We start from the raw sequence: 754 nt of genomic DNA, 5'->3' as shown, positions 1-754 counted from the left end.
ACCGGCGTCGCCCGCTCCATCGGCCGGGGCGACCGCGGCCGCCGCCTCCGCCCCACCCGGCCGGGCACCGAGCTCGGCCGCACCGCGACCGCGTTCGACGAGATGCTCGACGACCTCGAGCACGCCGAGCACCAGGCGCTCGCGGCGGAGGCCCGCATGCGCGCCTTCGTGGCGGACGCGGCGCACGAGCTGCGGACGCCCGTCGCCGGGATCCGCGCCTCCGCCGACGCCCTCGTGCGCGCCGACCCGAGCGACGAGGAGCGCGAGCGGCTGTCGGTGAACGTGGTGCGCGAGGCGATCCGCGCGGGCCGCCTCGTCGACGACATGCTGACGATGGCGCGCCTCGACGAGGGCCTCTCGGTCGAGGGCCGACCGGTGCGCGTGGCGCCCGCGGTCGAGCAGGCGGTCGCTCGGCAGTCGGCCCGCACGCCCGGCACGCGCCTCGTCGCCGACGTGCGCGGCGCTCCCCCGGCCGTGCGCGCGGATCCCGATCGGCTCGCGCAGATCCTCGACAACCTCCTGCAGAACGCGGCGCGCTACGCCGCCGCCGAGGTGCGCGTGGAGGCGGAGGGCGTCGACGACGGATCCGTGCGCATCACGGTCGCCGACGACGGCCCGGGCGTCCCCGACGCCGATCGCGAGCGCGTCTTCGACCGCCTGGTGCGCCTCGACGACGGCCGCGACCGCCACGCCGGCGGCGCGGGCCTCGGCCTCCCCATCGCCCGCGCGCTCGCCCGCGCCCAGGGCGGCGACC

Annotated in this window: 1 protein-coding gene; it reads left to right on the top strand. The window is 79.2% G+C overall.

Annotated features, from left to right (window positions below; translation table 11 throughout):
• Window positions 1–754: sensor histidine kinase (locus DZG00_RS16045; protein ID WP_147360095.1), on the top strand; the 754-nt coding region annotated here is incomplete at both ends.

This window comes from Clavibacter lycopersici (genome assembly GCF_003576405.1).
Taxonomy (GTDB): domain Bacteria; phylum Actinomycetota; class Actinomycetes; order Actinomycetales; family Microbacteriaceae; genus Clavibacter; species Clavibacter lycopersici.
Note: the sequence above shows the minus strand (reverse complement) of the source record. Positions and strands in the feature narration are given on the sequence as shown.